This is a genomic window from Streptomyces sp. NPDC033845, from assembly GCF_055576225.1.
The window spans coordinates 432,355-457,543 of the sequence record NZ_JBVIRI010000002.1 but is presented as its reverse complement, the minus strand read 5'-3'; the positions used below and the strand labels follow the sequence as shown (position 1 = coordinate 457,543).

Annotated in this window: 24 protein-coding genes and 1 pseudogene; 10 read left to right on the top strand and 15 right to left on the bottom strand. The window is 71.0% G+C overall.

Annotated elements, in window-relative coordinates; genetic code table 11:
- Positions 1-9: 9 nt before the first annotated feature.
- Complete coding sequence (locus ACZ50K_RS06145; protein ID WP_468898031.1) at positions 10-294, top strand: dsRBD fold-containing protein; 285 nt, start codon at positions 10-12, stop codon at positions 292-294.
- Positions 295-440: 146 nt separating this feature from the next.
- Here the strand turns inward: ACZ50K_RS06145 and ACZ50K_RS06140 are convergent, their stop codons facing one another.
- A complete protein-coding gene (locus tag ACZ50K_RS06140; RefSeq protein ID WP_468898029.1) occupies positions 441-2,798 on the bottom strand; it encodes a phosphoketolase family protein in 2,358 nt (785 codons plus the stop codon).
- A gap of 235 nt (positions 2,799-3,033) precedes the next feature.
- Between ACZ50K_RS06140 and ACZ50K_RS06135 the strand changes: the two genes are divergently transcribed.
- The gene (locus ACZ50K_RS06135; RefSeq protein WP_468898027.1) at positions 3,034-3,909 is read left to right on the top strand and encodes a universal stress protein; all 876 of its coding nucleotides are present in this window, start codon (positions 3,034-3,036) and stop codon (positions 3,907-3,909) included.
- A 59-nt stretch (positions 3,910-3,968) separates the two neighbouring features.
- Here ACZ50K_RS06135 and ACZ50K_RS06130 read toward each other — a convergent pair whose 3' ends face one another.
- Complete coding sequence (locus ACZ50K_RS06130) at positions 3,969-4,676, bottom strand: response regulator (RefSeq protein WP_468898025.1); 708 nt, start codon at positions 4,674-4,676, stop codon at positions 3,969-3,971.
- On the opposite strand from ACZ50K_RS06130, the gene ACZ50K_RS06125 reads away from it, so the two are divergent.
- Positions 4,675-4,995: an STAS domain-containing protein gene (locus ACZ50K_RS06125; RefSeq protein ID WP_468898491.1), complete on the top strand. Its 321-nt coding sequence runs from the start codon at positions 4,675-4,677 to the stop codon at positions 4,993-4,995. The genes ACZ50K_RS06130 and ACZ50K_RS06125 overlap by 2 nt on opposite strands.
- A gap of 87 nt (positions 4,996-5,082) precedes the next feature.
- Here ACZ50K_RS06125 and ACZ50K_RS06120 read toward each other — a convergent pair whose 3' ends face one another.
- Positions 5,083-6,801 carry a sensor histidine kinase gene (locus ACZ50K_RS06120; RefSeq protein WP_468898023.1) on the bottom strand — a complete coding sequence of 573 codons (1,719 nt, stop codon included), beginning with the start codon at positions 6,799-6,801 and terminating at the stop codon, positions 5,083-5,085.
- Positions 6,802-6,846: 45 nt separating this feature from the next.
- Between ACZ50K_RS06120 and ACZ50K_RS06115 the strand changes: the two are divergent.
- Positions 6,847-7,040 (top strand): annotated as a pseudogene (locus ACZ50K_RS06115) (polyphosphate kinase 2); the annotation flags it as partial.
- A gap of 136 nt (positions 7,041-7,176) precedes the next feature.
- Here ACZ50K_RS06115 and ACZ50K_RS06110 read toward each other — a convergent pair.
- The 5 genes from ACZ50K_RS06110 to ACZ50K_RS06090 form a co-directional block, all read right to left on the bottom strand.
- Positions 7,177-8,169, bottom strand: a complete 993-nt coding sequence (locus tag ACZ50K_RS06110) for an Acg family FMN-binding oxidoreductase (protein WP_468898021.1) — start codon at positions 8,167-8,169, stop codon at positions 7,177-7,179.
- 24 nt (positions 8,170-8,193) lie between these two features.
- Positions 8,194-9,294: a universal stress protein gene (locus tag ACZ50K_RS06105; RefSeq protein WP_468898019.1), complete on the bottom strand. Its 1,101-nt coding sequence runs from the start codon at positions 9,292-9,294 to the stop codon at positions 8,194-8,196.
- Between the two features lie 13 nt (positions 9,295-9,307).
- A complete protein-coding gene (locus tag ACZ50K_RS06100) occupies positions 9,308-9,940 on the bottom strand; it encodes a CBS domain-containing protein (protein ID WP_468898017.1) in 633 nt (210 codons plus the stop codon).
- A gap of 108 nt (positions 9,941-10,048) precedes the next feature.
- Positions 10,049-10,918 (bottom strand): universal stress protein, encoded by an 870-nt coding sequence (locus ACZ50K_RS06095; RefSeq protein ID WP_468898015.1) that lies wholly within the window; start codon positions 10,916-10,918, stop codon positions 10,049-10,051.
- Between the two features lie 33 nt (positions 10,919-10,951).
- Positions 10,952-11,617 (bottom strand): CBS domain-containing protein, encoded by a 666-nt coding sequence (locus ACZ50K_RS06090; RefSeq protein WP_468898013.1) that lies wholly within the window; start codon positions 11,615-11,617, stop codon positions 10,952-10,954.
- A 249-nt stretch (positions 11,618-11,866) separates the two neighbouring features.
- Here ACZ50K_RS06090 and ACZ50K_RS06085 point away from each other — a divergent pair, with 249 nt between their 5' ends.
- The 4 genes from ACZ50K_RS06085 (at position 11,867) to ACZ50K_RS06070 (ending at position 18,058) form a co-directional block, all read left to right on the top strand.
- The gene (locus ACZ50K_RS06085) at positions 11,867-12,775 is read left to right on the top strand and encodes a universal stress protein (protein WP_468898011.1); all 909 of its coding nucleotides are present in this window, start codon (positions 11,867-11,869) and stop codon (positions 12,773-12,775) included.
- On the top strand, positions 12,772-13,635 hold the full coding sequence (locus tag ACZ50K_RS06080; protein ID WP_468898009.1) for a universal stress protein: 864 nt from the start codon (positions 12,772-12,774) through the stop codon (positions 13,633-13,635). The genes ACZ50K_RS06085 and ACZ50K_RS06080 overlap by 4 nt, the downstream gene beginning before the upstream one ends.
- A 6-nt stretch (positions 13,636-13,641) precedes the next feature.
- The gene (locus ACZ50K_RS06075) at positions 13,642-16,218 is read left to right on the top strand and encodes a cation-translocating P-type ATPase (protein ID WP_468898007.1); all 2,577 of its coding nucleotides are present in this window, start codon (positions 13,642-13,644) and stop codon (positions 16,216-16,218) included.
- A 109-nt stretch (positions 16,219-16,327) separates the two neighbouring features.
- Positions 16,328-18,058, top strand: coding sequence for a sensor histidine kinase (locus ACZ50K_RS06070; protein WP_468898005.1), 1,731 nt, complete (start codon positions 16,328-16,330; stop codon positions 18,056-18,058).
- A gap of 14 nt (positions 18,059-18,072) precedes the next feature.
- Here ACZ50K_RS06070 and ACZ50K_RS06065 read toward each other — a convergent pair whose 3' ends face one another.
- The 3 genes from ACZ50K_RS06065 to ACZ50K_RS06055 all read right to left on the bottom strand — a co-directional run bounded on the left by ACZ50K_RS06065 (position 18,073) and on the right by ACZ50K_RS06055 (position 19,988).
- Positions 18,073-18,771 (bottom strand): response regulator, encoded by a 699-nt coding sequence (locus tag ACZ50K_RS06065; RefSeq protein ID WP_468898003.1) that lies wholly within the window; start codon positions 18,769-18,771, stop codon positions 18,073-18,075.
- Between the two features lie 87 nt (positions 18,772-18,858).
- Entirely contained in the window at positions 18,859-19,497 is a 639-nt protein-coding gene (locus ACZ50K_RS06060) for a CBS domain-containing protein (RefSeq protein ID WP_468898001.1), read from the bottom strand.
- A 26-nt stretch (positions 19,498-19,523) separates the two neighbouring features.
- The gene (locus tag ACZ50K_RS06055; RefSeq protein WP_468898000.1) at positions 19,524-19,988 is read right to left on the bottom strand and encodes a Crp/Fnr family transcriptional regulator; all 465 of its coding nucleotides are present in this window, start codon (positions 19,986-19,988) and stop codon (positions 19,524-19,526) included.
- A gap of 342 nt (positions 19,989-20,330) precedes the next feature.
- On the opposite strand from ACZ50K_RS06055, the gene ACZ50K_RS06050 reads away from it, so the two are divergent.
- Both ACZ50K_RS06050 and ACZ50K_RS06045 read left to right on the top strand, forming a co-directional pair.
- Positions 20,331-20,738, top strand: a complete 408-nt coding sequence (locus ACZ50K_RS06050) for a pyridoxamine 5'-phosphate oxidase family protein (protein ID WP_468897999.1) — start codon at positions 20,331-20,333, stop codon at positions 20,736-20,738.
- Between the two features lie 87 nt (positions 20,739-20,825).
- Complete coding sequence (locus ACZ50K_RS06045; protein WP_468897998.1) at positions 20,826-22,529, top strand: SulP family inorganic anion transporter; 1,704 nt, start codon at positions 20,826-20,828, stop codon at positions 22,527-22,529.
- 42 nt (positions 22,530-22,571) lie between these two features.
- On the opposite strand, the gene ACZ50K_RS06040 is transcribed toward ACZ50K_RS06045, so the two are convergent.
- From ACZ50K_RS06040 to ACZ50K_RS06025, 4 genes are all read right to left on the bottom strand, one after another.
- Complete coding sequence (locus tag ACZ50K_RS06040) at positions 22,572-23,453, bottom strand: zinc finger domain-containing protein (protein WP_468897996.1); 882 nt, start codon at positions 23,451-23,453, stop codon at positions 22,572-22,574.
- Between the two features lie 100 nt (positions 23,454-23,553).
- The gene (locus ACZ50K_RS06035) at positions 23,554-24,351 is read right to left on the bottom strand and encodes an IS3 family transposase (RefSeq protein ID WP_468897994.1); all 798 of its coding nucleotides are present in this window, start codon (positions 24,349-24,351) and stop codon (positions 23,554-23,556) included.
- Positions 24,299-24,793: a GNAT family N-acetyltransferase gene (locus ACZ50K_RS06030; protein ID WP_468897992.1), complete on the bottom strand. Its 495-nt coding sequence runs from the start codon at positions 24,791-24,793 to the stop codon at positions 24,299-24,301. Before ACZ50K_RS06030 ends, ACZ50K_RS06035 begins: the two co-directional genes overlap by 53 nt.
- Positions 24,790-25,152, bottom strand: a complete 363-nt coding sequence (locus ACZ50K_RS06025) for an ArsR/SmtB family transcription factor (RefSeq protein ID WP_468897990.1) — start codon at positions 25,150-25,152, stop codon at positions 24,790-24,792. Before ACZ50K_RS06025 ends, ACZ50K_RS06030 begins: the two co-directional genes overlap by 4 nt.
- Positions 25,153-25,189: the final 37 nt, after the last annotated feature.

The following is a 25,189-nucleotide window of genomic DNA, read 5'->3' as shown; positions in this document are numbered from 1 at the left end:
AGGCACACCATGTCGCACACGAGCGAATGGAAGACCCACCTCTACCTCTTCGAGGAAGAGCACACCACCAAGGTCCGCGTCGAACTCGACACCGGAACCACCCGCCTCACGGGCCACGGCACGGCGCGCTGCAACCCGACGGACAAGGACGTGCCCGAGATCGGTGGCGAACTCGCGGCCGCCCGGGCACTGGAGAACCTGGCGGAACAGCTCAAGCGCACCGCCTACGGAGACATGGCAGCGGCGGGGGCCGCACCGCAGCACGCCCCCCTCACGGCCTACGACCTCGGGTGAGCGGGCGGCTCTGCGGCAGCGGGCTCAGACTGGACCCATGGGTGACGGGCCGGCGATCGAGCTGACCGGGCTACGGTCCCTGACCGGACTGCTCCGGCCGAGAGGCCGGCGCAGCGGCCGACCCCGTGCCCGAGTCCGCGGTGGCCTCAATACGGCCAGGACCAGTCCGCGACCTCCGGGAGGTCGGTGCCGTGTTCGCGGATCCAGTCGTGGTGGCGGAGGCGCTGGTCGGCCATGGCCTGACGCAGCCCCTCGGCCCGGTCGGCCAGGCCCGGGACGCGGTCGATGACGTCCATCACGAGCCGGTACCGGTCCATGTCGTTGCGCACGACCATGTCGAAGGGGGTGGTCGTCGTTCCGGACTCCTTGTACCCGCGCACGTGCAGATTCGGGTGGCCGGTGCGGCGGTAGGCCAGCCGGTGGATAAGCCACGGGTAGCCGTGGTAGGCGAAGATCACCGGCTTGCCGGTGGTGAGGAGCGCGTCGTACTCGGCGTCCGTCATGCCGTGGGGGTGTTCCTCGTGGGGCATGAGCCGGGCGATGTCGACGACGTTGACGACCCGGACGGCCAGCGAGGGGTGGTGCTCGCGGAGCAGAGCCGCCGCGGCCAGCACTTCCATGGTGGGCACGTCACCGGCGCAGGCGAGTACGACGTCCGGTTCGCGGGAGCCGTGGTCGGTTCCCGCCCACTCCCAGACGCCGGCACCGCGCGTCACGTGGGTGCGGGCCTCGTCGATCGGCAGCCAGTCGAAGCAGGGCTGTTTGCCGGCGACGATCACATTGACCTGGTCGCGGCTGCGCAGGGCGTGATCGGCCACGGCGAGGAGGGTGTTGGCGTCCGGCGGCAGGTAGACCCGTACGACCTCGGGGCTCTTGTTGAGGACATGGTCGACGAAGCCGGGGTCCTGGTGGGAGAAGCCGTTGTTGTCCTGGCGCCAGACGTGCGAGGTGAGGAGATAGTTGAGGGAGGCGGTCGGCGCCCGCCAGGACAGTTCGCGCGAGGTCTTCAGCCACTTGATGTGCTGGCCGACCATGGAGTCGACGATGTGGGCGAAGGCCTCGTAGGTGGAGAAGAGCCCGTGGCGGCCGGTGAGGAGGTATCCCTCCAGCCAGCCCTGGCAGACGTGTTCGGACAGGATCTCCATGACGCGGCCGTCGCGGGACAGGTTGCGGTCCGTCGTCTCCGTCATGCCTTGCCAGGCTTTTCCGGTGGCGTCGTACAGGTCGTCGAGCCGGTTGGAGGCGGTCTCGTCCGGTCCGAAGACCCTGAAGTCCCGCCGCGCGGCGGTGTCGCGCATGATCTGGGTCAGGAAGTGCCCGAGGACGCGGGTCGGTTCGTGGAGGCGGCGGCCTCGCTTGTCGACGGGGACGGCGTAGGTGTCGCGGGCGGGCAGCGGGAGGGGCCGCAGCAGCCGGCCGCCGTTCGCATACGGGACGGCGCCCAGGCGGTGATCGCCCTGCGGGAGACAGGCGAGGACCTGCTCGGTGGGCCGCCCGTCGGCGTCGAAGAGCTCCTGCGGCCGGTACGAGCGCAGCCAGTCCTCCAGCTGCTTCAGGTGCGCCGGGTTCTCGCGTACCCCGGCCAGCGGGACCTGGTGAGCCCGCCACGTGCCCTCTACCGGGTCGCCGTCGACGGTCGCGGGGCCGGTCCAGCCCTTGGGGGTGCGCAGCACGATCATCGGCCAGCGTGCGCGCTCGCGCTGCGTGCCGGTACCCGCTCGGGCTTCCTGCTGAATGAGCGCGATGCGGTCCACGGCGTGGTCCACGGCGCGGGCCATGGCGTGATGGACCTGGGCGGGGTCGCTGCCGGTCACGTACAGCGGATCGTGCCCGTAACCGCGCAGCAGCGCGTCGAGCTCGTCCTCGGGGATCCGGGCCAGCACCGTCGGATTGGCGATCTTGTAGCCGTTCAGGTGCAGGATCGGCAGGACCGCGCCGTCGTGGACCGGGTCGAGGAACTTGTTCGAGTGCCAGGACGCGGCCAGCGGCCCCGTCTCGGCCTCGCCGTCCCCGATGACGCAGGCGACCAGCAGGCCGGGGTGGTCGAAGGCGGCTCCGTAGGCGTGGGCGAGGGCGTAGCCGAGCTCGCCGCCCTCGTGGATGGAGCCGGGCGTCTCGGGGGCCACGTGGCTCGGCACGCCACCGGGGAAGGAGAACTGCCGGAACAGTTTGGCCATGCCGGCCGCGTCCCGCGTGATGTCCGGGTAGATCTCGGTGTACGTGCCTTCCAGCCATGAGTTGGCGAGGACGGCAGGGCCGCCGTGGCCCGGACCCCAGACGCACAGTGCGTCCAGCGACCGGCCCTTGATCACGCGGTTGAGGTGGGTGTGGACGAGGTTCAGGCCGGGAGAGGTGCCCCAGTGGCCGAGCAGTCGCGGCTTGATGTGCTCGGGCCTCAGCGGCTCGGTGAGCAGGGGGTTGTCCATGAGGTAGATCTGGCCGACTGCCAAGTAGTTGGCGGCGCGCCAGTGCGCGTCGAGCTCCGAAATGGGGTACGAGGTCATGCCCGCTCCTGAGTGCGACGGTCCGGGACGTTCGTCGACTGAGCCGATGCCTCCACACTGCCTTCCCCGAGTCGGCGCCGCGAGGGGAGGACCGGCCCCGGGGGAGGGACTGTTGGCCCCTGTGTGCCACGGCGTTCAGCCGGGAGGGTGAGGTCAGCGGCGCCGGTCCCCCGGCCGGCGCCGCTCCCCTGACGACCGACCTCGATGCCCCGGCATCGGTACGGAGGACAGACTCGTGAAGCGCACCCTGGTTGTCGGAGTCGACGGATCCCCGCAGAGCCGGGCCGCGGCGGACTGGGCCGCCCGGGAAGCCGTACGGCGCGACCTGCCCCTGCACGTGGTCCACGCCTGGCTGTGGCAGCCGCTCGCGGCCCCGATCGTCCAGGACCGGAACACCGAAGCCCGGCGCGCCGACGACGTCCTGAAGGAGGCGGAGGGCGAGCTCACCCGCCGGTACCCGGGGCTGGCCCTCACCGCGGAAGTGCTCTCCGACGCCCCCGTGCCGGCCCTGCTGCACGCCGCCAAGGGCGCCGAGATCCTGGTCGTCGGCTCGCGCGGATACGGAGCCCTGGTCGGTTTCCTGCTTGGCTCATATGGTCGGCAGGTGATCGCCGCCGCCGAGTGCCCCGTCGTCTCCGTGCGCTCCTCGCACGGCAGGCCGGTGGCCGTGCCGGAAGAGGGCGAGGTCGTCGTCGGACAGCAGGGCAGCGTGGAGGAGTCCGCCGAGGTGCTGCGCGTCGCCTTCGAGGCGGCCGCGGCACGCAGGGCGCCGCTCCGGGCGGTCCGTGCCTGGAGCCTGCCGCCGGTCTACGGCTACAGTCCCGGGTCGATGTGGATCGCCGACCAGTTCGGTGGCCTGGAGCCGTACGAGAAGGCCGCGCTGGAGCAGGCGCTGGAGCCGTGGCGGCTGAAGTACCCGGAGGTCGAAGTCATCGCGCACGTGGAGCTGGGCAGCGGTGGCCAGGTGCTGCTCAGCGCCGCGTCGGACGCGCAGCTGCTCGTCGTGGGCCGCCGCGTCCGCGAGTCGGCGGTGGGGGCGCACATCGGGTCCGTGGCCCATGCGGTCCTGCACCACGCGGTCTGTCCTGTCGCGGTGGTCCCGCACGCCTGATCCGGACAGGACCAGGATGGCGGCCGGGCACGCGGAGGTACCGCGTGCCCGGCCGCCGGCTATTCCGTGGCCGGGGCGGGGCGCTGGCTCGGCGGGATCAGCGTATGACTGGCGATCACGGCGGCTTGGACGCGGCGCTCCACGCCCAGTTTGGTGAACAGGCGCGAGATGATGTTCTTGACGGTCTTCTCCGCGAGGTACATCCGTTTGCCGATTTCCCGGTTGGTGAGCCCCTCGCTGACCATGACGAGGACCTCCTTCTCCCGGCTGGTGAAGCCGGGCAGGCCGGGGACCCGCTCCTCCTTGGGGACATCGCCGCGCATGCGGGCCATCAGCCGGGTCGTGGCTCCGGGATCGAGCATGGACTGGCCGGCCGCGACCGTGCGGACGGCGGTGACCAGGTCGGTTCCGGTGATCTGCTTCAGCACGTAACCGGAGGCGCCCGCCATCACGGCGTCCAGCAGGGCCTCCTCGTCGTCGAACGAGGTCAGCATCAGGCAGGCCAGCTCGGGCATCCGCGAGCGCAGCTCACGGCACACGCTCACGCCGTCACCGTCCTGGAGCCGAACATCGAGGACCGCCACCTGGGGACGCAGCGCGGGGATGCGGATCAGGGCCTGTTCCGCCGTGCCCGCCTCGCCGACCACGTTCAGGTCGGGCTCCGCGTCCAGCAGGTCGTGCACCCCTCGGCGTACGACCTCGTGGTCGTCGAGGAGGAAGACCGTGATCGGCGTCCTGGTGGGGGAAGGGCCACCGCTGTCGGTCATGACGCAACTCCTTCGCCTGGGTTCGTCCTGGGAGGACCAACTCCCGCATCCTGCCTGCCGAAGGGGCCGAACGGACAGGGCCGATCGGCCCTCATCCGGCCCTCTCGCGAGCGACGGGGCCCCCGGGGAACGGGGACGAGTGCTCGACTTCCACACGGCGCGGCAGGTGGAACCCCGACTCACCGCCCTCTTCCTGCGCGTGCACCACCGCTGCCACTCGGCCGGAACCCGGTTCCGGTTGCGCGGCGTGCCGCCTCTGATGGCCAAGTCGATGCGGGTGTTCGGCGCCGACGGCGAGCTGCGGCTCGTGGTGGCTTGACCACCGGGGCGGTGTCCGAAACCGGGGCCCGGTTCGGGACCGTTGGGCCCTGGTTCTCGTGGTGAGCGAGAGAGAGGCCGGCAACCGTCAGCTCCCGGTGGGGAGCGGCGCCCGCCAGACGAGTCGGCTGCCCCCCTCGTCGGGGGTGTCCACGGTGAAGGACCCGCCCAGGCCCCGCGCCCGGTCGTCGAGGTTGCGCAGACCGCTCCTGCGGCCCTGGACCGGGATGCCCCTGCCGTTGTCGGAGACCGTCAGGACGATCTCGCCCGGTTCCGCCTTGAGGGCCACGGCGACCCTGGTCGCCCCCGCGTGGCGCGCGGCGTTGCTCAGGAGCTCGCCCAGCGCCGCCATGACGTGGTCGGCCACCTCGGACGGGACGTCCGTGTCGAGCAGGCCCTCCATGCTCAGGCGCGGCGGATGGCCGAGGGTGGTGGCCGCGTCGCCCACGGCCCGGGCAGCGCGGGCCCGCAGACCCGGTCCGCTCTCACGGTCCTTGGTGCGCAGACCGAAGATCGTCGATCGGATGATCTTGATGGTCTCGTCCAGGTCGTCGACCGCACGGCTGATGCGCTCGGCGGCCCCCTCGTGTTCGACGAGCCGTGCAGCGCTCTGGAGGGTCATGCCCGTGGCGAAGAGTCGCTGGATGGCCAGGTCGTGCAGGTCCCGTGCGATCCGGTCCCGCTCCTCCAGCAGTGCGATCTGCTCGGTGTCGCGGCGCCGCTCCGCCAGCTCCAGGGCGATGGCCGCCTGCCCCGCGAAGGCGACGAGCGGCTCCAACTCGTTCTCGCCGAAGACGGGCTCGCCGGCTGCGCGTGCGAGAAGGAGTACGCCCCGGCTTTCCCTGCCGGCGGTGCCCAGCGGGACCGCGACGGCAGGGCCCAGCCCGCCCTGTATCTGGGCATCGGCCGGATGCCGGTCGTCGTCCGCGGCGTGAACGACCGCCACGGGTTGCCCGGTCCGGTGAGCGGTTCCCGAGAGGGATCCCGCGAAAGGGACGACGAGTCCCTGCCGGGCCTTGCTGTCCGCACCAGCCGCGAACTCCACGAACAACCCCTCGGCGCCGGGAACCGGCATGGAGATGTCCGAGATCCGGGCGCCAGTGATCTCCCGGGCCCGCAGGGCGATGAGCTCCAGCACCGCCGGACGGGAACTGCCCGACAGCAGACTCTCGGTGATCTCCGCATTGGCCTTGAGCCACCGCTGCTGGCGCTGCGACCCCTCGTAAAGCCGCGCGTTGTCGATCGCCACGCCCGCCGCCACGGAAAGGGTGGAGATCACCGTCTCGTCCTCGGTGTCGAAATCGACGCCGCCCCGCTTGTCGGTCAGATAGAGGTTCCCGAACACCTCGTCCCGCACCCGGATCGGCACGCCGAGAAAGGTGCGCATCGGCGGGTGGTGCGGCGGAAAGCCGTACGACGAGGTGTGCGCGCCGAGATCGGTGAGGCGCAAGGGCTCCGGGTGGTGGATGACCTCCCCGAGCAGACCGTGACCGGCCGGCAGGGGACCGATTCCGGCGATGGCCTCCTCGTCGAGCCCCACGGTCAGGAACTGCGACAGGGTGCGGCCGTCGGGGCCGATGACCCCCAGCGCCCCGTAGTCGGCGTCCACGAGCAGGGCCGCTGCCTCCACGATCCGCCGTAGCACCTGGGCCAGATCCAGCTCCCGGCCCACCGAGACGACGGCCTCCAGCAGACTGTGCACCCGGTCGCGGGTGCCGCGTACGGCGTCGATACGCGCTTGGAGCTCGTCGAGCAGCTCGTCCAGCCGCAGCCGAGGCACCTGCGTCAACGGATCCCCCACACCCATGTGATTCCCCTTCGCTGCCCGCCCCGTGCGGAGCCAGCGTATCGGCGCGCGGAGGACGCCCGCTTGGTCGTCGTCTTCTCGGGGTGTGACGCCGCGGGCAAGGGGGGCACCATCGAACGCACCGTGCTGGCGTGGAGCACGTCATGGGCTTCTGCACACCCGCTGGGCACCAGCGCTGTCCGCGCCAGTGCCCGGTGTCCGAGCGCATGCCGATCGAGGACGGGATCGCGCTCCGCGAGGCCGTACCCTTCCCTGACCTTGCCGCCGAGGCCCGCTCCACGGGCCACGAGCGTCCGTCCAAGGAGTTGCAGACCGCCGTACCCGACCACGCCGCCACCTCGGGAAGAACTGACCCGCAGTGGACGCCGGTGGTGTCTACTCCCGGATTTCCAGGACCTCGGTCAACGGGCGGCGGGGCGTGTCGGGACCTGCGGGGCCGTAGCCGAGGCGGAAGACCATCTGCACGTGTCCCATGGCCGCGACCGGGTCGCGGACCGTCCAGCGCAACTCCGGCCATTCCAGGGGATGGGACGTCATCGACGTGGCGAGGCCGTCGGCGGTGGCCTGCAGGAGGACCCGCTCCATCGCCTGGCCGGCGCGCAGCCAGTCGGCTCTCGTGTCCTCCGAGGTGCTCAGCAGGGCCAGCTGCGGCCGCTTCTCGAACACGGCCCAGCCGCGATCCGGTATCGGGTTGGCCCAGCCGAAGTCGCGTACGGCGGTGCGGCCGCCGGAACCCTTCGGTCCGAATGCGGCGGCGGGAATGCCGTCACTACGCGGGCGCGAACCGTCCTGCGTGGGGGAGGTCCAGGCCGTGGTTTCCGCACGGGCGAGCGGATCGATCTCCTCGCGGTGTTCCGCGTCCCGTACCAGCCCGAGCACGGTGTCGATGTGCCAGGTGTCCGGGACGGTGAGGCGGCAGCCTTCCAAGTGGGCCGCGGCCCACAGGCCGTCCAGGAGCGCGGTGGGCACCGGCTCCTCGCTGAAGGGGTACCGGCTGGTGTGCCGGCGCCGGACGGCATCGTGCAGGGCGGCCAGCTCGCGGTCCTCCCCTGCGGTTTCGTCGATGGTCACCGTGGCGAGCAGCCACGGTTCGGCGTCGTCGGGCAGGAGCTGCACGCGGACGGGGAGACCGATCCAGGCCGCGGACACGCGCAGGTTGAACAGGGCCGCAGCGCAGCCGAGGTGGAGGCTGCGGTGAACCGGGTCGGTTCGGGTCATGGCGCGTTCCGGATCGCCGTACAGGGAAAGTGCACCCGTGCCGACATGGAATACGAACTTCCACGGCTGGGCGTTGTGCATGGACGGGGCGGTGACGGCGTCGCCGACGAGCTGGATGACGGTGTCGGGGTCGAGGTGTGTTTCGGTCACGGGACTGGTCCTGTCTGTGCGGCCTCAGTCGTGCGCCACGACGGCGACCGGTGAGGTGGCGTGGTGCATCACCGCGTGGGTGATGGGACCGATGCGGGCACCGAGTGCCGGACGGCGGATGCGCCGGCCGACCACGACGAGTGCCGCGCCGGATGCGGCGTCCAGGATCTGGATGGCGGGCTGGCCGATGACGATGCGTGCGTCGACGGCGAGTTGCGGGTACTTCTGCTCCCAGGGGCTCAGGAGCCCGCGGAGCGTGGCCTTGAGTCCGTCGGCCATCTCCTTCTCGACACCGGGATCGAGGGCGGGAGCGTAGGAGAGGACCGGTGGGAGCGACCAGCCGTGGACGACGACGAGTGGGCCGGACCGCCGGTCCGCTTCCTCGCAGGCGAAGGCGAGGAGCCGGTCGCAGTTGCTGCGCAGGTCCACACCGAGCACCACCGGTCCGGCATCGTCCGCGTGGCGGGGCGGACGCTCTTCGCCGTCGATCGAGCGCACGAGGACGACGGGTGTCTCGGTCTCCGGGATCGTCGCCGAGCCGGTCGAGCCCACGATGAACCCGGCGAGGGTGCCCAGCCCTCGTGAGCCGAGGACGAGCAGGTCCGCCTCGGCTGCGGCGGAGGCGAGGACCTTGGAGGCCGCGAGCCCTTTCGTGCCGCGGGTGCTGATGCCGAGCGTGGGGTGTTCGCGCAGCAGCCGGTCCCGCGTGAGCGAAAGGAGGTCCTCGGCCCACTGCGGACGCGGTTCGGTGGGCGGCGCGGCGAAGGGCCCGTACTGTGCCCAGTCCTCCGCGTGGACGCGTTCCAGCGCCGCGCCCCGCAGCTCGGCCTCAGCGCAGCCGAGTCTGTCGTCGACTTCGACGGTGATGGCCGAAGGAGCGGGGTGGAGTGTCCGGGTGAGGACGTCCTCAAGGATCTCTTCCTGTATCGCGTGATCGCGACGGAGGAGGAGCTGGATCAGATCGCTGCGACCGAGGATGCCGACCGGGTGGCCGGCTTCGTCCATCACCGGTATGGCGGTGATGTCGAACTCCTTCAGGAGCCGGGCGATCTCCTCGAACGCGGTGGCGCGCCGAACGGTGACGACGCTGGGCGTCATCAGGTCCGCGACACTGCGATGCCTCATGGCGGTCGTGCCCTCATGCGGAGACGGTGGCGGTGAAATCCGACTTGACGTCGACGACCCCCGGTACGGTGCCGGCGGCGCGTACGACGATGTCTTCCATCGCGGGGTCCGGCAGCGAACCGGTGAGGTAGGCGATGCCGTTGGCGACGTGGACGTGCACCTCGGCGGGGCCGTGCGCGTGGACGTGTGCTTCGGAGGGAATCTGCGGGAGCAGCTGGTACATGATCAGTTCGCGGATCTCGGCACCGATGTCCTCGTCCGGCCGAAGGAAGACCTTGAGCAGGTCGCCGCGGCTGACGACGCCGACGAGGCGGCCGTCGCCGTCGACCACGGGAAGGCGCTTGAGGTGTCTGCGGGCCATCAGACGCGCCGCGGTGGGGATGGTGGCGTCCTTCGTGACGGTCACGGCCGGGCGGGTCATCAGCTGCTCGGCCGTGGTGTCGCGAGCCGTTTCGGTGCCCTGGGGCTTGAGCAGCAGGTCGGCTTCGGAGACGACGCCGACCACCTGTCCGTGATGGTCCAGGACCGGGAGGGCACTGACGTTCCACATCCGCAGCTCTTCCACGATGTCCTTGAACGCGGTTCCCCGGTCGACCGAGATCACGGCGTGCGTCATGACGTCCTCGACGTTGCGCAGGTGCTTCATGGTCTTCCTCCTCGATGGGACTGCCGGTACTCGCGATGGTGTGCGGGGCGAGCTTCCCGTGGGCCCTCGCTGTCTGCCTCACACCGCCGTTCACCGGTTTCCGGTCCTTCACTCGTGGGCGATGACGGCCACGGGGGCTGCTGCGTGGTGCAGGACCGCGTGGGCGGCCGAGCCCAGGTGTGCGCCGAGGGGAGAGCGGCGCACATGGCGTCCCACGACGACGAGTCCCGCGCCCTGCGAGGCACGGACGAGATGTCCGCCCGCCGATCCCATGAAGACGTTCTGGCTGACGTCCACGTCGGGGAACTTGTGCTGCCAGGGCAGCAGCATGTCGTCCACCATGTGTGTGACGCTCCTGCCGATGTCCCGTTCGTTGTCCGGGTCGAAGAAGGGGACGTAGCTGTAGGCGGCCGGCATCTTCCAGCCGTGGACAGCCCGCAGCGGGCAGTTGCGCCGGGCCGCCTCTTCGAAGGCGAAGGCGAGTACCCGGTCGCAGGCCTCGTGAATGTCGACCCCCACGACGACCTCGGCTGCGAATCCGGTGCCCGGGCCGTCCGGGTCGTCGGCGATGCGAACGAGCACGACCGGCGTGTCGGTCCCGACCACGGTGGACATCGCCACCGAGCCGACGATGAATCCGACCAGGCCGCCCAGGCCGCGCGATCCCAGGACCAGCAGCCCGGCGTCGGCGGCCTCGGCCGCGAGGGCGGCGGCCGGCCGTGCTGTCAGGCAGCGGGTCGTGATCTCCAGCTGCGGGTGGCGCCCGTGCAATTCCTGTGCGGCTTCGGTCAGGGCCTGGTCCGCCCAGCGGTCCGCGTCCTGGCGGCCCAGGCCGGGGAGCACCGGGTCCATGGGCCAGTCGACGGCGTGCACCAGGCGCAGCGGCACCTGCCTCAGGGCGGCTTCCCGCGCGGCCCAGCGTGCTGCCGCCCGGCTCTCCTCGGAGCCGTCGACTCCGACGGTCACGTGGTTCTTCATGGCTCTGACTCCCTTCGTGCGGTCCGGCGCTCATCACCAGGGCATTGCGTGCCGGGCATGGTCCGCGTGGGTTGCCGTGTCGTCGGTGCGGGCGGTGACACGAGATGCCACCGCGACGACCCCGTCGAGCCGTTCGACGAGGCTGAGAAGTGCGGGGAGCTGACTGCGGCGCTCGACCTGGCCGTCCAGGGTGACGATGCCGTCCACCACGTGGACGTCGACGTCACCGGCGGGCACACCGAGCACGTCCGTGAGGACGTCGTCGGTGACCCGTCGGCGTATCTCGGAGTCCGGCCGCAGGAACATGCGCAGCAGGTCCCGGCGGGTGACGATGCCGACGAGCCGGTCCTCCACGTCCACGACGGGGAGGCGTTCGATACTCCGGCGGGTCATCAGCCGTGCGGCGTCAGCCGCTGTCTCTTCGGCATGGACGGTGATCGCGGGCGCGGACATGACCTCGCCCGCGGACGGCGGCCCAGCTGCCGTGCTGCCCTGCTCGGCGGGATGGGAGCCCACCATCGTGTGGGCGAGCAGGTCCGTCTGCGAGACGACGCCCACCACGCGGTCCTCGTCGTCCAGGACGGGGACTCCGGAGACGTCGTACTGGGCGAGGAGCTTCACGACGTCCTTGAAGGCCGTCCCCGGGGCCACGGAGACGACCTCGTCGGTCATCAGGTCCGCCACCTTGAGATGCTTCATGAGGCCCTCCTGCTCCGCCGTGTCACGCGAGGCTGATGTCCGGTGTGGGTGTGCTCCCACCATCCGTCGCCGACCGCTGGTGAGCGAGGGCCGAACGGTCCCGTCCGGGGACCGTTCGGGGCCCGGGGTGCCGGGCGTGACGATGGGGACCTTTGGTCCCGCCTGCGGCCCCGGGCGGCCCTCTTCCCAGAGCGTCAACGGTGCCAGCGTGAGGGGTGTCCCTCATCGGCTTCTCGGTTGGGAGGAATCGTGGAAAGCACCTTCCGCACCCCGGACACCAGCTCGGTCACGGTCGGCGTGGACGGCTCGGAATCGGCGCGCGTCGCTGCTCTGTGGGCGGCCAAGGAAGCCGTCCGCCGAGGCCGTCCCCTGCGCATCGTCTACGGCGCCGACACCGACGGGAGAGCCTTGTACCTGTCGGCGGAGGCCATCGAACGGGTCCGCATCAACGGCCGGGAGCTCCTGGACGACACGGCGAAGGCGGTGTCGGCCGAGTACCCGGGGCTGAACGTGACCACCGAGTTCAGCCGCGCGGGCGCCGTCGACAGCCTCCACCGGGCTGGCGGGCTCCACGGCACGGTCGTCGTGGGCAACCGCGGCCTGGGCGGGTTCAATTCCCTCATGCTCGGCTCGGTCGGGCTGGAAACCGCGGCCATCGCCATGACCCCCGTCATCGTCGTCCGCGGCATTGACGGGGCCGAGGAGACCGGCACGGTCCTCGCGGCGATCCGCGATGAGCACGACCTCCTGATCGCCAGGTACGCCGCCAAGGAAGCCGAACTGCACAAGGCCTCCCTGCGGCTGCTTCACGTGTGGAACGTGCTCCAGTCCGTCGGTGAGGTGGTCAGCATGCTCGACGGCATCGACGAGATCGCCGGCGGCCACGCAGAGACCCTGAGGGCCGTCACGGACGTGGTCCGCGACGAGTTCCCCGACCTGGAGGTTCAGGCCGATGCGGAGAAGAGCATCTCCGTGGCCGGTGTCCTGGTCGAGGCGTCCCGGCACGCCGACCTGCTCGTCATGGGCGGGCGCCGGGTCCCAGGGTCCCTCGGACTCGCCCCCAACCTGGGCAAGGCCACGCACAGCCTGCTGCACCATGCCCACTGCCCCGTACTCCTCATCCCCCGTACCGGCAGCGACTTCGGGAGCCAGTCATGACCAGCCACCGGACAGGAAGCCACGACATAGTCGTGGGCATCGACCCGGACCGAAACTGGCACCTTGCCCTGGCCTGGGCCGCCGACGAGGCACAACGGCGCCGGCTCCCGCTGCGCCTGGTGCTCGCGGTACCGCCCCAGCACGACACCCAGCACGTCGATGACACCCCCGGCCAGACGGCCCTGGGGCAGGCCGGATCCGACAAGCTCGAACAGGCTTGCGACTGGGTGCGTGACCGCCACCCTGAAGTGAGCGTCACCGGCGATCTGCTCGGCGGCTTCCCCGTCCCCGTCCTGGGCGGCGCAGCGAAAGAAGCCCGGATGATCGTCCTCGGCTCCCGGCACCTGAGCCGCACCGCCGAGTTCTTCAGCGCCGGCTCCCTCGTGGTCCCCATCACCGCCCAGGCCCATTGCCCGGTCGTCGTCGTGGGCGACGCCGAGCACATCAGCCAGCAGCCGCCCTACGTCGTCGCGGGTAGCGACGGCAGCGCCTCCGCCACCGCCGCGCTGGCCTTCGCCTTCGACGAAGCCGACCTCCGGGGGGCAGCGCTGCGGGTCGTCTGCGTGTGGCAGAGGCCGCTGGTCATGCTGGACGACGAGGAGGTGGCACTGCGGGCACAGCGCACCTTGCTCTCCGAGGCCACCGCCGGACTGTCGGAGAAGTACCCGGACGTGCACGTGACGCACGAGGTGCTCACCGGCCACCCGGTCGAGGAACTGGCCCGCGCCGCCGAACACGCCCTGGCCGTCGTCGTGGGCCGCCGCGGCCGCGGCGGATACACCGGCATGCGGATCGGATCCGTCGTCCACGGCCTCCTGCACCGCGCGCACTGCCCGGTGATCACCGTCCCCACCGGCTGACCCGCCATGACCAGCCGCGCGATCGACACTCCGTCCGTCGGCTCCTCGGTCCCGGCGGGGCTGACGCAGGCCGAGGCCGAGCGCCGGCTGGCCCGCTACGGTCGCAACGAGGTGGCACCTCCGCGGCCCACGCCCCTCCACCGTCGGGTACTGGCACAGCTGCGTGACCCGCTGATCATGGTGCTGCTCGGCGCCGCACTCCTGACCATCGCGATCGGCGACCACCCGGACGCCATCGTCATCGGGCTGGTGGTCGTATTCAACACGACCGTGGGAGTCGCCCAGGAGGTCCGGGCGGACCGGGCGGTCGCCGCCCTCTCCGCTCTCTCCGCCCCGCACGCCCGTGTACGGCGCGACGGCGCCGCACACGAGGTGCCGGCAGCGCTGGTGGTGCCCGGTGACAGCCTGCTGCTGGGCGAGGGGGACATCGTCGCCGCGGATGCCGATCTCACCGAGGCGTCGGCTCTCCTCATGGACGAGTCCATGCTCACCGGCGAATCGGAACCCGTCGCGAAGACTGCCGGTGACACGGTCAGCGCCGGCACCGTCGTGGTGCGCGGTCGGGGTACCGCGACCGCCACGGCCACCGGATCCTCCAGTGCCCTCGGCCGGATCGCGGCGCTCCTCGGCGGGGAACACGAGCCGACCCCACTCCAGCGCCGCCTCGCCTCCCTCGGCCGCGTTCTGGCCGCCGTCACCCTTGCCCTGTGCGTGCTCTTCTTCGCCCTGGGTCTCGTCCGCGGGCTCGGCGTGAGCACGATGGCGGTTACCGCAATCAGCCTGGCCGTCGCCGCGGTGCCCGAATCCCTGCCCGCCGTGGTCACCCTCGCCCTCGCCCTCGGGGCACGCCGCATGGCGGCCCGGGGCGCCCTGATCCGACGCCTTCCGGCGGTCGAGACACTCGGCTCGGTGAGCGTGCTGGCCACGGACAAGACCGGCACCCTCACCGAGGGCCGCATGGTCGTCCAGCACGTGTGGGCGCCGTCCGGAGCCGCCGAGGTGTCCGGAAGCGGATACGAGCCCCACGGAGCCCTGACCCGTTCCGGACGCTCCTTGACGCCCGAGCAGCTCCGCCCGCTACAGGAGCTGCTCACCACGGCGGCACTGTGCAACGACGCGAGCCTGAAACCGCCCCAGAGCGGATCCGACATGTGGACGGCCGTGGGCGATCCCATGGAGGCCGCACTGCTGGCAGCCGCTGCCAAGGCAGGCTGTCCCGACCCGGCCGAGCTGCAAAGGGCCTGTCCCCGGATCGGAGAGGCACCGTTCGACAGCCTGCGCAAACGGATGACCACCCTCCACCATCTGCCCGACGGCAATGTCCTGGTCTGCCTCAAGGGGGCGCCCGAGGCCGTCCTGGCCCCCACGGTGCTCGCCGAGCCGCCCGAGGTCCTGGACCAGGCCCGCCGACGGGCAGCAGAGCTGGCCTCGCACGGATTCAGGGTCCTGGCGGTGGCAGGCACCGAACGGCTCCAGTGGAATCCGCCCGCCGCCGAGGCGGAACGCGGACTGGGCCTTCTCGGCCTGATCGCCATCAGCGATCCGCCGAAAGCGGCAGCCGCGGCCACCTTGGCCGCCTGCCGCGCCGCCGGCATCACCCCGGTCATGATCACCGGCGACCACCCCGCGACAGCCCACGCCATCGCCGTACGCATCGGCCTCGTAGAGGACGGTCCGGCCGATGCGGTGGTCACCGGCCCCGAACTGGCCGCAGCACCGGACACCGACCTGACCGCGGTCCGGGTCTTCGCCCGGACCGATCCACAGCAGAAGCTGGACATCGTCCACGCCTGGCGGGCGCGCGGAGCCGTCACCGCCATGACCGGGGACGGCGTCAATGACGGCCCCGCCCTCCGCCAGGCCGATATCGGCGTCGCCATGGGCGCCCGCGGCACGGAGGTGGCCCGCCAAGCCGCAGACCTCGTCCTCACGGACGACGAGCTCTCCACCGTGGTCACGGCCGTCGAGGAAGGCCGCCGCGTCTACGACAACATCCGGCGCTTCCTCGTCTACGCCATGGCCGGCGGAACCGCCGAGATCCTCGTCATGCTGGCAGGTCCCCTGCTCGGCCTGGCCCTGCCGCTGCGGGCGGGGCAGATCCTGTGGATCAACCTCCTCACCCACGGCCTGACCGGCGTGGCCATGGGCGCCGAGCCGGCCGCACCCGAGGCGATGCGGCGCCCGCCCCGGCCGCCGGGACAGCACATCCTGGCCGCAGGAGTGTGGCAACGCCTCCTCATCCTGGCCGTGGCCGTGACAGCGTTCAGCCTGATCGCCGGCATAGGCGCGCGTGGCATGGGCCTGCCCTGGCAGAGCGTGCTCTTCCTGTCTCTGCTCGGGGCCCAACTGGGCGTGGCTCTGGGGTTGAGGGCTCGGTTGTTCACCCGCCAGAACCTCTTCCTCCCGGCCTCCGTGGCGGCCTCCGCCCTCCTGGCGATGGCCGCCCTGCACGTTCCCGCTCTGCAGTCGCTGCTGGACACCCAGCCGGTCGGCTGGGCCGGCGCGGGGCTCGCCACGGCGGCAGCCCTCGCAGCATTCGTCACGGCCCGGCTGCTGCGCAGCGCATTCCACAGAAAGGCATGAGAGGCCGAACGGCGCAACGGCTCCCACTGAGTGGGAAGGCCGGGCCCTCCGGCCGGGGATACCGTGGAAGGGGTGGCCTTCTCGCCACCGCTTCCGGCCGGAGGTGGGCATGCGCACAGGGGAACAGCCCACCGGCAGCGGTGTTCCTCGACTGCGGCTCGACGAACTGCTGGACGAGCTGCAGGTACGGATCGACGAGGTCAGAGGCACGCGGGACCGGCTGAACGGTCTGCTCGAGGCAGTCATGTCCGTGGGCCGGGAACTCGACCTGCCCCAGGTCCTGCAAGGCATCGTCGAGGCCGCCGTGGTGCTCGTGGACGCCGAGTACGGGGCACTCGGAGTCATCGGGAACGACAAGAAGCTGGCCGAGTTCCTGCCCGTCGGCATCAGCGACAGCCTCCGCGCGCAGATCGGAGACCTGCCCTCCGGCCACGGCATCCTCGGCGAGCTGATCCGCCACCCCGAACCCCTGCGACTGTCGGAGCTGTCCGAGCACCCCGCCTCGTACGGGTTCCCGGACCACCACCCGCCGATGCACTCCTTCCTCGGCGTCCCGATCCGGGTCCGCGAGGACGTCTTCGGCAACCTCTACCTGACCGAGAAGCGCGGCGGAGCCGAGTTCGACGCCGAGGACGAGGCGGTCCTGTCCACCCTCGCCGTCGCGGCCGGCATCGCCATCGAGAACGCCCGGCTCTTCGAGGAGGTCCGGCTGCGCGAGCGCTGGCTGGAGGCAAACTCCGACATCACCAGCGCCCTGCTCTCCGGAGCGCCCGAGGAGGAGGTCCTCGAAGGCATGCTGGAACGGGCCAAGGACATCACCGGCGCCGACATCGGCGTCTTCTACCTGCTCGGCTCCGCCGGTGAACTGCGAGGCTCCCTCGCCCTCGGGGAGGGAGCCGAGGCGCACCGCGGGATCGTCCTGCCCAGCACCCAGGGAACGCTCGCCGAGGCCGCGCTGGCCCGCAACGGCCTCATCACGGTTCCCGACGTGGCGACCGACGCGCGCGTCACTGTGCAACCCGAGCGGTGGACGGGCTTCGGCCCGGCCGTGGCCGTCACCGTCGGCACCAAGGAAAAGCTCAGCGGCGTCCTGATGCTGGCCCGGCGGCACGGTCGCCCCGTCTTCGCCACCACGGAGGTCGCCGCGCTTCCGGGGTTCGCGGGCCAGGCCGCCCTCGCGTTGGAGCTGGCCGACCGGCGCCGCGACACCGAGCAGATGAGCCTGCTGGAGGACCACGACCGCATCGCCCGCGACCTGCACGACCTGGCCATCCAGCGCCTCTTCGCGACCGGCATGACCCTCCAGAGCGCCCAGCGCTTCGTCGACCACCCCCAGGCGTCCGAACGCCTCGCCCGCGCCGTGGACGACCTCGACGCCACCATCAAGATCATCCGATCGACCATCTTCGGACTCCGCGAGCACGACGCCCCGGGGGAGGCGTCCAAGCTGCGCTCCCGCGCCGTCCAGGCCCTGGACGAGGCGGCCGCAGCCCTCGGCTTCGCGCCGGCCCTCAGAATGGAGGGTCTGCTCGACACGGACGTCCCGCCGGTGGTCGCCGACGAGGCCCTCGCCGTGGTGGGGGAAGCCCTCACCAACGTCGCCCGTCATGCCGAGGCCACGTGCGTCGAGGTCTCCATCGTTGCGGCCGACGGGAACCTGACCCTCACCGTGACGGACAACGGCGTCGGCCTGCCGGCGGGCGGTCGGCGCAGCGGACTGCGGAACCTGGCGGAGCGGGCCGAAAGGCTGAGCGGCCGGATGGACGTCACAGCGCGGGGCGACGGTGAGCCGGGCACTCGCCTGGAGTGGCAGGTGCCCCTGGCCCCGCCCCCGCAGTGACCGCCGCCGACGTCCTACTGCTTCGCAGTCCCGATGTCGTGCTCGTGTACCTGGGCGGCGATGACGGCGGCCTGGACCCGCCGCTCCACGCCGAGCTTTCCCAACAGCCGGGAGATGTGGTTCTTGACCGTCTTCTCGGACAGGTAGAGCTGCTTCGCGATCTGCCGGTTGGTAAGGCCCTCTCCGATGAGCTCCAGCACCGCCCGCTCGCGTTCCGACAGGGCGGCCAGGCGGGCGTCTTCCGGTTCCTTGGCGCTCTCGGGGTCCCGCAGGGAGCGCATCAGACGGGCGGTGGTGGCCGGGTCCAGCATGGACTGCCCGGTGGCCACCGTCCGTACGGCGGAGACCAGGTCGGAACCCTTGATCTGCTTCAGCACGTACCCGGCGGCGCCCGCCATGATCGCGTCCAGCAGCGCGTCCTCGTCATCGAAGCTCGTCAGCATCAGACAGGCCAGGCCGGGCATGCGGGAGCGCAGCTCGCGGCAGACGGTGATGCCGTCGCTGTCGGGAAGCCGTACGTCGAGCACGGCCACGTCCGGGCGCAGCGCCGGCCCGCGGGCCAGTGCCTGCTCCGCCGTGCCCGCCTCGCCCACGACGCTGATGTCCGGTTCGGCGTCCAGGAGGTCTCGCAGCCCGCGCCGGACCACTTCGTGGTCGTCGAGAAGGAACACCTTGATCGGCGCCTCGGCGGATGCCTTCGGATCATCGGACATGATCGCCCCTGGTTCGGTCCCCATGACGCCTTCCATCCGCATTGTCTCAGGAAGGTGTGCAAAGCACCCCGTGGCTGTGGGACGTCGCTAGGCGGCGACGGCGCCGTTCAGCTCCATCCGGACGTCCACGACGCCCTCGACCGCGCGGATCGCCCTGGCGAGCAGGGGGACCAGGGCCCGGTCCCGCAGCGGGCCGCGCAGGGTGACGACGCCGTCCTGTACGGCGAAGCCCACGTTCACGCCGGGTGTCAGCTCGGTGAGCACGCTCTGGCGGATCTCCTCCTCGAGCTCCTCGTCGGGCCGCAGGAACACCTTCAGGAGGTCGCTGCGGCTGACCACGCCCTCCAGCATGCCGAGCGCGTTCACCACGGGCAGGCGCTTGACGTGCTTGCGCGCCATGATCCGGGCGGCTTCGGCGACGGGCGCGTCGGGATGCACGGTGATCGCCGGGCTCGACATGAGTTCCTCGGCCAGCACACCGGCGGCCTTCGACGCCTCCTCCAGCTGACCGGGTAGAGAGGGATCCGTCCGCCGGAACTCCTCCTTCGGCAGCAGGTCCGCCTCGGAGACGACGCCGACGACCCGGCCCTCGCCTTCCAGGACGGGGACCGCGCTGACCTTCCACTGGTGCATCAGCTCGACGATCTCCTTGTAGGACGCCTCGCGGCCGATGGCGACGGCGGTGTGCGTCATGACGTCACTGACGGTGTAGCGGGATGCGGGCATGACCGGCTCCTTCGCTGTGCGGACGATCAGAGGAAGCTGCCGCTGCCATAGGGCGCGTACAGATCGAGAAGGCGCACGCGGGCGGCCTGCAGCCGGTTGGCGAGGACCTGCCCGACCCAGCGGCCCAGGGCCGAGCCGAAGGCGGCATCGGCGTCCATCAGCGTTCGTACGCGCTCCGCGTCGAACTCGTACGCGCGAACGGGCGTCATCGCTTCGGCGCCCAGCCGCCAGGAGTACGGCTTGAAGAGCCACGAGCAGCCGACCAGCTGGCCGGCGCCGAGGCTCTCGATGACGGCGGCGCGCCGACCGGGCACATGGACGTCCAAGGTCACGGTGCCAGAGCGGACGATCCAGAACCGGTCGGCGTGGCCGCCCTCGCGGAAGAGACGCGTCCCTTCCGCGAAGCTGACCTCGCGGGCCAGTTCCATCAGACGGGAGCGGCAGTCGGCGGGCAGCGCCTCGGAGATACGGGCGGGTGAAGGGATGCTCATGAACGGCCTCCTGTTCGAGTCCGTCTTCAGTCTTGGCCTTCCCACCGGTCCCGAGCATGGGCCCTGTGGTCCCGTCCAGGGGCCGATCGGCCCATGTCCGGGATCGGCGCACGCGGACATGCTGGCAGCAGATGGCCCGTTCACGGCCTCCGACCCTGCCTGAGCGGCAGGCGTGTGACGTACGGGAACGGTCACGGCACGGAGACCGGAGGCATTCGCCTCCCTCACCACGCCGACTGTCCGGCCCGCGGCCTGCTCGCCCGACGAAGGACGCCAACGATGAAACCCCACCCGGCCGGTGCGACCACCAGTTCGCCTCCCGTCCCTGTGCCGGGACGGGAGATGGAAGAGCTCAGCGCTGACGAGGCGCTGCAGCTGCTCGGCACCGCCGAACTGGGCCGGATCGTCTTCACCCGTCACGCACTGCCCGCCGTACGCCCGGTCAACCACGTTCTCGACGCCGGCGACATCATCATCCGGGTTCAGGACGGATCGACGCTGGCGGCGCTGCTCGCGGCCCAGGAAGGCGCAGGCGTGGTCGTCGCCTATGAGGCCGACGACATCGATACGGGTGAACACCTGGGCTGGAGCGTGGTCGCCACCGGCTTCGCGACCGCTGTCACCGACCCCGACGAGATCGACCGGTACGTGCGCCTTCTGCGGCCCTGGGCCGCGGGCAGCGCAACCTGGGCGATCCGGATCCGGCCCGACCTGGTCACCGGCTTCCGCTTGCGCGAGGCCGGCCCGTAGCGGTGCCTGTTCGCGCGCTTCACTTCCACGCGGCCCTCCGCACGTCACGATGGTGCGGCACACGCCCGCAGGAGTTCCGGAGGTGCCATGCCGAAGCGCGGACGGACCGTGGCGGTCCCGCCTGCTTTCCACGGCTACCGCGCCGCCTGGCTCCGGGGTGACGTGCTGGCCGGCATCACGGTCGCCGCCTATCTCGTGCCGCAAGTCATGGCCTACGCCGGCGTTGCCGGCCTGCCACCGGCCGTCGGCCTCTGGGCCGCCCTCCCCGCCATGGTCCTCTACGCCCTCAGCGGGTCCTCCCGCCTGCTGTCCGTAGGCCCGGAATCGACCACCGCCCTGATGACCGCCGTGGCCGTGGGACCGCTGGCGGCCGGCGACCCCGCGCGCTACGCGATGCTCTCGGCGGCCCTGGCCGTCGTGGTCGGCCTGCTCTGCCTCGTGGCATGGGCCGTCAGGCTGGGCTTCCTCGCGGATCTCCTCTCCAGGCCGGTCCTCGTCGGCTACCTGGCCGGTGTCGCCCTGATCATGATCGGCGACCAGCTTCCCCGCCTGACCGGGACCAGTGGAAGCGGATCGGGCTTCTTCCCCCAGCTGTTCTCCTCCCTCCGCCGCCTCGGTGACGTGCACTGGCCCACGGCCGTGCTCGCCGCCGGATGCCTGGCCCTTCTGTTCGTCCTGCCCCTGCTGTGGCGCCCGCTGCCCGGGCCGCTCGTCGTCCTGGCGCTCGCCACCGCCGCGGTGGGGGGCTTCGCCCTCGACGACAACTACGGCATCAACGTCATCGGGGCCGTCCCGACCGGCCTGCCGGGCTTCGCCCTGCCCGATCCGGCGGCCTATGCCAACCTGGTCCTGCCGGCTGTCGGAGTGCTTCTCGTCGGATACTCGGACGTCGTCCTCACCGCGCGAGCCTTCGCCCGCCACGACGATCCGCAGCCCCTGGCAACCAACCGCGAGCTGCTGGCGCTCGGGGTGTCCAACATCGGCGCCGGCGTCCTGCACGGCTTTCCCGTCAGCAGCAGCGCCAGCCGTACCGCCCTCGCCGACTCCGCCGGCGCGCGCACCCAGGCGTACTCCCTCGTCGGCGCCGTCTGTGTGGCCGCCGTCCTGCTCTTCCTGGGCCCACTGCTGGCCCACACCCCGTCCGCCGCCCTCGGCGCGATCGTCGTCTACGCCGCCGTACGCCTGGTCGAGGTGGGCGAGTTCCGCAGGCTGGCAGCCTTCCGTCGCCGCGAGTTCCTGCTCGCCCTCGGCTGCGGTCTCGGCGTCCTCGCCCTCGGCATCCTGCACGGCGTCCTCCTCGCCGTGGCACTGTCCGTCGCCGAACTCCTCACCAGGGTCGCCCGCCCCCACGACGCGGTCGAGGGCATGGTGCCCGGGCTGGCCGGCATGCACGACATCGACGACTACCCGACCGCGCGCACCATTCCCGGTCTCCTCATCTACCGCTACGACTCCCCGTTGTTCTTCGCCAACGCCGAGGACTTCCACCGCCGGGCGCTGGCCTCGGTCGCTGCCCAGGCGGAACCCGTGCACTGGTTCGTCCTGAACACCGAGGCGAACGTCGAGGTCGACATCACCGCCCTCGACGCCGTTGAGGCCCTGCGCTCCGAACTCGCCCAACAGGAGATCGTGTTCGCCCTCGCCCGCGTCAAGCAGGACCTGCGTCACGCCCTCGACGCCTACGGCCTGACAGCGAAGGTCGGCCCGGAGCGCATCTTCCCCACGCTTCCCACAGCCGTTGCCGCTTACCAGGACTGGCAACGCACCACTGGTCACGATCCAGCCCTCTGAGTAGGTCCCCTGCCGAGAAACCGGACGCTGCTCAGAGGAGGATCAATGCCGCGCTGCGGCCCTCCCAGGCTCCAGGAGGGCCAGCATGACTTCGCCTCGCACCTGCTGTCTGTCTTGAGCGCTCCGTAGCCGCAGCCGTCCATACCGCGTCAGATGTGGTTCGAGAAGGTTGCGGATAAGTGCGCAGAGATCAGGGTGCCGACGGCCGAGCTCCTCGCGGGCCTCTCGCGCCGCTGCCACAAGGAGGGGCTTCTCGGGATGAGTGTGCTCGGCGACGCTGATGGCATCGTGCTGGGCGAGCCAGAGGAGTGCCTGCTCTCGCGGATCATCCGTGGCCGGCGGTCCCGGCAGGACCCCGGCGGCGGTGAGGTCCTCCGTACGGCGTCGCTGAAACTCCCTCCGGGCTTCTTGTGCGCGCTGCGCAACGGCCGCGTACTGCCAGTCGAGGTGTTGGGCTTCTTCGTCCCAACGGCCGACGACGAGGCACCGTTCTTCGCGACGGATCTGCAGGTCGTGCTGGGCGTACGTCAAGGCGTCGATGGAGGCGGACAGTCGGTCGCCGCCGTAGAGCAGTTCGGTCATCCCGGTCCGCTCGATTCCGCACTGCCGCCAGGGTTCGTTGTGCGCCACCGGGACGGCTCGCAGCGCCGGGCCGGTCTGCGGACGAGCAGTTGCCTGGGGCCCACCTTTCCGGGGTGTTGTTGCGCGCAGACCGAAGCGGCGATTCAGGTAGCGCGACGAACGTCCACGATGGAGAACGTTCAGGGGGCGGTTGCGCAGGCTCAGACAGGGCCGGCCCGTGGACGCATCACAGGTGGGGCAGTCGACAGACCGAACACGGTGGAGAGGTGTCTCTGCGCATGCCGCGACCCTGGCAGCGCCAGCATGAGGTGACGGGGTCGTGCGTGGCCTACGCCCCCGCACGACCGCACCGATTCAAGCTGCAATACGGCATGCGAAAACATGCACGAGTTCATTCACTCGTGAGCTGCCCCGAGTTTCGTAGAGTCCGATCTTGATTGGTTCACGCGGACCGCGGGGTTTGTTCCTGGCTCCGCCAGAAGGCTTCCTCGTACTCGGCCGGAGGAACGTAGTCGAGCGCGGAGTGGAGGCGTTCTTCGTTGTACCAGGTGCTCCACTGGAAGATCGCCCGTTCGACCTGGTCGACGTCCTTCCGGGGGCCCTGCATCTCGATCAGCTCGGCCCTGAAGGTGCCGTTCAGGGCCTCGGCCATCGCGTTGTCATACGAGTCCGCGACCGAGCCGACGGAGGCGGAGGCACCGATGTCGGCGAGCCGGTCGGTGTACCGAATTGATACGTATTGCCACCCGCGGTCGCTGTGATGTATCAGCCCGGAGTCCTTCTTGATCCGACGCTGCCACAGCGCCATCTCCAGTGCGTCCAGAAGGAGTTCCATCCGCATGTGGTTCGCGACCTGCCAGCCGACGATCAACCGCGAGTGCACGTCCAGGACGAACGCCACATACGCCCACCCCGACCAGGTGCGGACATAGGCCATGTCCGCCACCCACAGCTGATCAGGCCGCGAGGCGGTGAAGTCGCGGTCGACCAGGTCCGGCGGACGCGGCGCCGACGGCTCCGGAACCGTGGTCCGGCGCCGCCGGCCACGGATGACGCCCTCCAGGCCCAGCTCGGCCATCAGCCGCTCGACGGCGCAGCGGGCCACCGCGACGCCCTTGCGCCCCAAGGCCCGCGCGAGGGCCGACTTCGGCCGCTTCCTACGGGCGAAGTACGGCCCCGCCGCATGGTCAGCTGACGTGCGGGCTGCGGCGTTCCAGCAGCACCACGTCCCGCCACACACCGTGGTGGCGGCCTATGCGGTCGCGGGTACCGATGATGCGGAACCCCGCCCGCTGGTGGAGGGCGAGGCTGGCGGTGTTCTCGGGGAAGATCCCGGACTGGATCGTCCAGACCCCCGCAGCCTCGGTGGAGGCAATCAGCGCCTCCAGCAGCCCCCGGGCGACACCGCGGCCGCGGGAGTCCGGGTGCACATATACGGAGTGCTCCACGACCCCGGCATACGCGCACCGGTCGGAGACTTCGGTGGCCGCGATCCAGCCCAGCACCGAGCCGTCCTGGTCGAGCGCGGCGAAGCGGTGCCCTGGCAGCTTCGCCACGTCGAACTCGGCCCAGGTGGGGGCGGTGGCCTCGAACGTGGCGTCGCCCTCGTCGATCCCGGCCTGGTAGATCGCCAGGACCTCATCCGCGTGAGCGGCGGTCAGGGCCGTGACGGTCGGGTTCATGTGCCGGCTGCGCGGGTCAGGAGCTGGCCCATGGCCGCCAAGACGGAGGGCTCGACCCGGTAGTACACCCAGGTCCCGCGCCGCTCGAAGGAGAGCAGGCCCGCCTCCCAGAGCTTCTTGAGGTGGTGGGAGACGGCGGGCTGGGAGACGCCGACGTCGGAGATGTCGCACACGCACACCTCGCCGCCCTCGTGGGAGGCGACCAGGGAGAACAGGCGCAGCCGCACCGGGTCGCCGAGCGCCTTGAACATGACCGCGGTCCGCTCGGCCTCCTCGGCGGTCAGCGGGCGCTCCGACAGCGGCGGGCAGCACGGTGCTGCGGTGTCGGGCTCCAGCAGCGGCAATACCTTCGTCGTCATACCGCCCATCATCCACACAGCTTCGACGAATGCCTAT